This window comes from Butyrivibrio sp. Su6 (assembly GCF_900108105.1).
GTDB lineage: Bacteria > Bacillota > Clostridia > Lachnospirales > Lachnospiraceae > Butyrivibrio.
The window spans coordinates 183943-189942 of record NZ_FNUR01000006.1 but is presented as its reverse complement, the minus strand read 5'-3'; the positions used below and the strand labels follow the sequence as shown (position 1 = coordinate 189942).

At 40.6% G+C, this 6000-nt stretch carries 9 protein-coding genes; 1 reads left to right on the top strand and 8 read right to left on the bottom strand.

Going from position 1 to position 6000, the window contains the following annotated elements:
* The 7 genes from C4S54_RS08860 to C4S54_RS08830 all read right to left on the bottom strand — a co-directional run.
* Positions 1 to 359: GNAT family N-acetyltransferase (locus C4S54_RS08860; protein ID WP_103869207.1), on the bottom strand; the 359-nt coding region annotated here is incomplete at its 3' end.
* 69 nt (positions 360 to 428) lie between these two features.
* Positions 429 to 908, bottom strand: coding sequence for a GNAT family N-acetyltransferase (locus tag C4S54_RS08855; RefSeq protein ID WP_026663217.1), 480 nt, complete (start codon positions 906 to 908; stop codon positions 429 to 431).
* 14 nt (positions 909 to 922) lie between these two features.
* Positions 923 to 1267, bottom strand: a complete 345-nt coding sequence (locus C4S54_RS08850) for an iron chaperone (RefSeq protein WP_330405641.1) — start codon at positions 1265 to 1267, stop codon at positions 923 to 925.
* Positions 1268 to 1391: 124 nt separating this feature from the next.
* On the bottom strand, positions 1392 to 1847 hold the full coding sequence (locus C4S54_RS08845; protein WP_103869205.1) for a GNAT family N-acetyltransferase: 456 nt from the start codon (positions 1845 to 1847) through the stop codon (positions 1392 to 1394).
* Positions 1848 to 2636, bottom strand: a complete 789-nt coding sequence (locus C4S54_RS08840) for a GNAT family N-acetyltransferase (protein ID WP_330405640.1) — start codon at positions 2634 to 2636, stop codon at positions 1848 to 1850.
* Positions 2617 to 3192, bottom strand: coding sequence for a hypothetical protein (locus C4S54_RS08835; protein WP_103869204.1), 576 nt, complete (start codon positions 3190 to 3192; stop codon positions 2617 to 2619). Before C4S54_RS08835 ends, C4S54_RS08840 begins: the two co-directional genes overlap by 20 nt.
* A 190-nt stretch (positions 3193 to 3382) precedes the next feature.
* Positions 3383 to 3601 carry a flavodoxin gene (locus tag C4S54_RS08830; protein WP_330405639.1) on the bottom strand — a complete coding sequence of 73 codons (219 nt, stop codon included), beginning with the start codon at positions 3599 to 3601 and terminating at the stop codon, positions 3383 to 3385.
* Positions 3602 to 3606: 5 nt separating this feature from the next.
* On the opposite strand from C4S54_RS08830, the gene C4S54_RS08825 reads away from it, so the two are divergent.
* Complete coding sequence (locus C4S54_RS08825) at positions 3607 to 4422, top strand: LysR family transcriptional regulator (protein ID WP_242973769.1); 816 nt, start codon at positions 3607 to 3609, stop codon at positions 4420 to 4422.
* A 55-nt stretch (positions 4423 to 4477) separates the two neighbouring features.
* On the opposite strand, the gene yjeM is transcribed toward C4S54_RS08825, so the two are convergent.
* Entirely contained in the window at positions 4478 to 5974 is a 1497-nt protein-coding gene (gene yjeM, locus C4S54_RS08820; RefSeq protein ID WP_103869203.1) for a glutamate/gamma-aminobutyrate family transporter YjeM, read from the bottom strand.
* Positions 5975 to 6000 lie beyond the last annotated feature (26 nt).

Below are 6000 nucleotides of genomic sequence, written 5' to 3'. Positions count from 1 at the left end.
AACATAATAGGTCTTGTTTGCAGTATTGCTCTCTTGTAATTCATTTGTCTGGCTTTTTCCTCAATAAAGTCCATCATTCTACTAGCAATCTTTTGACCTCTTGACTCAGCTTCTACCCATACACGCTTTATCTCAACATCACTATCAGAATACTTTTTCAGTCCTGCACAACCAACAGGTTTTCCGTTGATATATGCTATGAGAACATCAGATATAGTATCAGATAGATTGTATGGAACAAACCCAGCTCTTTTTTCAACTCCGCCAACAATCTGACTATAGTATTTTTCCGTTTCTATATAGAACTGTTGAAAAGCTTCATTGTTTCCATCAGTCCATTTGAATTCAATTCTATCCATTTCTTTTGTCACCTTATTTAATTATCTTCCGATATAACACGCCAACTTCAGCCCAACAAATGCCGATTTCTAAAGCTCACATACCATGATGAATTCCTCATCATTTTCATTCATGATCCTGAACCCGGTCTTCTGATACATTTTCACAGCATAGTTAGCCTTCTGAACAGCGAGAGACACTCTTTTATAGCCTTGATCACGAAGAATCTCCAGCATTTCCTCCATAAGCCTCGTGCCGATCCCTTTTCTCCGATACTCCTTGTACAGTGAAATTGCAAATGAAGGTGTTTCATCATCCACATGGCCGTAATCATTCATGATCCTCGTCCAGACAGCCCCAACTATTTTTCCGTCGTGGATCGCGACGAGGCAGTTGTCTCCAGACTTTGTACCGAAACCATCAGTGTATACGCGCAGCTCCGATTTCTCTACAATATCTCTCGAAGGCGGCTCCACACCTTCCGGAATGAATATGGCTTCATATAAAAAGTCTTTGAGAAGGCCGAGTTCGTTTTCCCGAATACAACAGAACTCTATTGCGTTCTTCATACCATCTTTACACCTTATTTGGAATAGTTCTTAAAGCACCATTTTGCGATCCTTATGATCAGTGCTTCCGGTAAAGGCTGATCATAGGGGATCCGTATCGTGCCCTTGCTTACGTCATAATCGGAGAGTTCCTCCGTAAATACAGATGTAGCCTCACCACCGGGATAAATGCCCAGATGTTTCTTTGATGCTGCGAAATGAATGATATTACGACCTTTCCAATAAGTGGGCATCGACCAGGAGATCCGTTCCTCCGCGTCCGGCAGTGCATCACGAAGGATCTCCCGGATTTCCATTAATCTGGGCTTATATTTCTCATCCTGGGCAGCAATGTATTCATCAATATTCTGCGGCTTCACACAGTAATGGTCCTGGTTTTGTCTGCTGAACTCTCTGCCGCATTTCGGACATTTCCATGCCATGGCTTCACCTCTTCAAATCTCGATTTGTCATCGTCTATAAAACTGGAATATATTCCTGTTATTACCTAAGTTCCATTTCATCATTCATTTTTACAAAGCCATACTTCTCATACAGAGGTCTTCCCATCTCAGTAGCTTCAAGAGAGATTGCTTTGATTCCTCTACTCCTTGCATCCTGTACAAGAAGGTCCAAAGTCTTATAAGCTATTCCCCTCCTGCGATAATCAGATGCCGTATACATATTCATGATGTATGCTTTTTCACCTGACGTATTATGATATGTTGGCATTACTCTGTAATAGCTCACTCCGCCGGCACCTATAAATTTGTCCTCGTCAAACACCAAATATGCTATATGTGAGCCATCAGCCATAGCTTTAGAATAATAATCCCTGGATTGCCGCTCCACCTCTGACATATCAACGCTTGCATCAAGCCTGTTTGCTGCCCTCAAAACTTCTATTCTTGTGGTGACAAGTATATCCAGATCTTCTATTGTTGCCTTTCTGAAATTCATTTATTTACCCGCCTCTGAATTGATCTCATCAACTATATTTGCTGGTTTTATAGTCATCTCGACCCATGCCGGAACAAATCCACTCTTCACTGCATTTCTCGCCGACCTGATATTAGACCATGCAGAACAGTAGAATGGCACTTTTCCTCTTCCAAGTATTTCTTTTGCCAACCTGCTTGTAAGAGCGGATGCTATCCCCTTTTGCCTGTACTCAGGAAGAACATCTACCCCTATCTGCCACATGTCATCACAATCAGCTGAACATGCAGCAAATCCTATCAGCTTATCCTGGTCATAAGCTCCAACTCCCAGAACATCCAGATTTTTACGCTCACTGCATAACGCATTGCTCCACTCCGGTAGATATAAGTTCTTGAAATCATCCTGTACAAGTATTCTTGTCTCATATAAGCATTGTATATTGTGAATCCTCTCCACATCAGGAAGGTAGTACTCCGCCATAAAACATATCTTGTACCCGCGCTCCGAAAGACGCTCCTCAAGCCAGTGCATATTTGGAGTCTCAAAAAGATGGTAGAACTCATATTTATCTACGTATTCTGAAACCAGATCTGTCACTTCGTCCCCTGTAGCTGCTACAACATTATTCCCGTAAGAAACAAAGTTGCAGGTGATTGGTTCTTTATAATACCTGCGTGCATTATCTCCCAAATGAAACTTACAGATTATATTTTTCTCAGAAAAGAAATCCTCTGCTTTACATCCTATATCTTCAGCGGATTGTCTCATTGCAATTTCTTTAATCTCTTTATTTGTCAGCATTTTCATATTTTAATAGATCCTTGTCCTTGGCCATCTTTTTTATCCCTCTATCACTCCACACATGAGCTTCGACATATCTCTCAGGACCATATTCCCCATCTGGGTTCCAGTCTTGGGGAAGACCATATTTTTTAATCACGCCTATTATCTCGTCGTATGTGTAGAGCTTCTTTCTGTACTCTTTTCCATCATTGACCCGGTCACTGAATGTTGGATGAGAATCTCCATAGGTAAAAGAAACTGTGCTCAGATCCAAGTCTGCTGTATCTATCACTATATGATCGCAGTCTTCGAACCAGCTCTGTAACCACGGACATTCACCTATCACCAGATAATGAGGGGCTTTTCGTTCGATCTTCCCACCCTTTTTCTGGAACTCGGTTCTTAGTATCTCTTCGAACCGCCTTCTATCCACAATGTAACTGTCTTGCCTTTTGGCGCACATGGTTTCAGGCTTTTCGGCCTTTATAGTCAGAAGCAACTTTTTGGCTTCTTCTTCGCTTAGATCCGACAGATTCCGAAATGGACCTGTTTTCTTATCAAAATAATGGTATAAAAGCATTGTATCCCCATGTCATAAATCAATTATTTGTAAAATTTAACTGTTTTTCATTATATCGAATCAACCACCATCACGGAATACACAATTCAAAAGTAGTAACAAAAAAGGACAGCTATCTCTTTCGAAATAACTGTCCTATGAATCTCTTATTTTTCAAAATCCGGTTTCCATCCTGCAAACTGAATAAGCCTTATATCAATCTATTAGAAGAAAACCACTTTTCCACAGCCGCCTTAGCATTTGCAGCCTGACTTCCGGTAATTGCAAGTCCATTTTTCACATCTGCGCCCTTAGCATACTTTTTTACATCACGTTCACTGGAACCCATTCCGCTTCCTTCATTTGTACAAAGAGGAAGAATTGTTTTTCCGGCAAAATCGTATTTCTCTAAGAATGTCGCTACTGCCATTGGAAATGTTCGTAAGTCAGCCTACATTTTCATATCAGATAAAACTACTTGAAGAGGAAGTTGGTTTTGAAATTTTCGTAAGAAATGGGAAGGGTGCTACACTTACTCCTGCCGGTCAGCAGTTTGTAACCTTTCTTTCAAATATGCGTGAAGAACTGAAAAGAGCTATTGAGCAGGGGCAAAACTTCAGCGTAAGATACAAAGAAAACATCACTATAAGTATGTCAGTACGGCAGGCTCTCTACTTTCTGCCAGAAGCAATAAAGGAATTTGAAAAGAAAGCTCCAGGCACTCAGATCACACCACTTTTCCAATACGGAAACAGCATGGATAGCTTCCTAAAAAATGAATCTGATGTTGTATTTGCCTTGGAAGAACAGACAAAACAGCTTGCAGGCACTACTGTCCACAAGCTGTTTAAAAGTCATATTTATTTAATATGTGATAAAAATGATCCTCTTGCATCAAAAAATCTTATTACTGATGAAGATATATACGGCCGCACTCTTATGGTAGGTGGCGGCTCACCGGCGCTCCTTAGATCCGTACAGCAAAAGCTTATTTCATCAGGAAAGATTGAGTATTTTAACAGTCCGGATCATGACACCACTCTTACAAACATTGCTTCCGGTAAAGGCATCTGCCTGGCTCCCGGCTTTCTTAACGACCACAGCGGACAATTTGCATGGATTCCTTATGACTGTGATGATACCTTCGCTTGCGTCTTATGCACTCATAAAGCAGACCAGCGTCAGAGTCTTGATACTTTTATTAAAGTACTGCAGAAGCTATACACCGAAGCTGTTGCCTTTCCGTTTTGACTTAAGGCATTTTTCAGCCTCAAAATAGCTTTGTAATAGTCAATTTATTATTATGTTACAATGTTTTCTTTTCATAACGCTTATAAATGATCCATGCAGCAAGTCCAAAGATAACCGGACCACTTAATGACCAGAAGGTAGTCTTCCAGTCGCCTTCGATGGCTGGCTGAATAATAGCAAAAGCGTTTGCAAAGAACAATGTAAGTGTTACAACATAGCCCCAGATATTTGCAGACTTCTGAGTCTTGAATACTTCGAAACTTCTGTCAATGTTCTTCATCTTCTTAAACTTAGGGAATGCGAATGAAATAAACATGTATGGCACTGTCATACCAACGTTTACCATTGCTGTTAAGATCACGAAGAACTGCTGCATTGTATCCCCACCAAATGAGACTAAAAGAATCATGGTACAAACGATTGCACACTGGATCCACATGGCGTTCTTTGGCATACCATCCTCTGCAATTTCTCCCATCTTACCCGGCCAAAGCTCCTTTGGAGTTCCGTCGATAATCTGCTTAAGTGGTGAATAAACAAGTGCAAACATAGCACCCATAAGTGCAAGAAGCATAATAAGCGCGTATACTCTGGCAAATCCGTGAGCAAGAGCAGCCTGAGTAGCAACAGAAGCACCAAACACCTTACCAAAAGCTGCTGCAAAGTTTGACATGATCACATATGAGACGTTTCCAAGTGTAATGCTATCTGTTCCAAGGATTTCGTTGTAGTTTGTAAATGAGCCTACAAGCAGGATAAGAATAGCATAACCAACTACGATTACCAAAGCTGCTGCCACAATTCCCTTAGGGAAGTTCTTCTTTGGATTCTCTGTCTTATCAACAAGTCCGCCAACTGCTTCGATTCCGCCGTAAGCGAAAAGTGCATATACAATAAATGATAAGATCATGATCGGGCTGCCCTGATAAGCTGCGTTAAGAGGAACCATTAAAGACTCTGTGCCTAAAAATGGCTGCTCAAGCTGACCATGACGAGCTATGATCATAACTACTGAACCAACAACCACCATGATGTTGATCACAAGAACTGCTGTACCACCAATTGATGTTACCTTGCTAATCTTATCAATACCCTTTGAATCAAAGTATGTGATAAAGATAAAAAAGATGATTGCCATGACACCAAGAAGTCTTGAACCGGAAAGGATTTTTGAGCCAAAGAAAGACCAACTTGATGTGCAATCCTCACCAAAAATAAGATTTGATACAGGTACCCAGATACCTGATGAAACATTTACCATCCAAAGTACATATGATGTGTACCACATGAATGTTCCGATGAATGCATACTTTGGACCTACTGACTTGCACATCCAGGAATACATACCACCTGTTTCGTCCTTAAATGCAGAGCCAAACTCTGCTACCATAAATGCAAATGGTATAAAGAATAAAATACCAGCAATAACAAACCATGGTATTGCTGCATATCCCATTAAATAATAAGATCTCGGGATATTGTTGAAGCCATATACTGATGTAAAGATCATCAGTATGAGAGCCATGAGCCCTAATTTCTTTTCTTCTTTCATTACTACTTCCTTTAAAAAATATATTC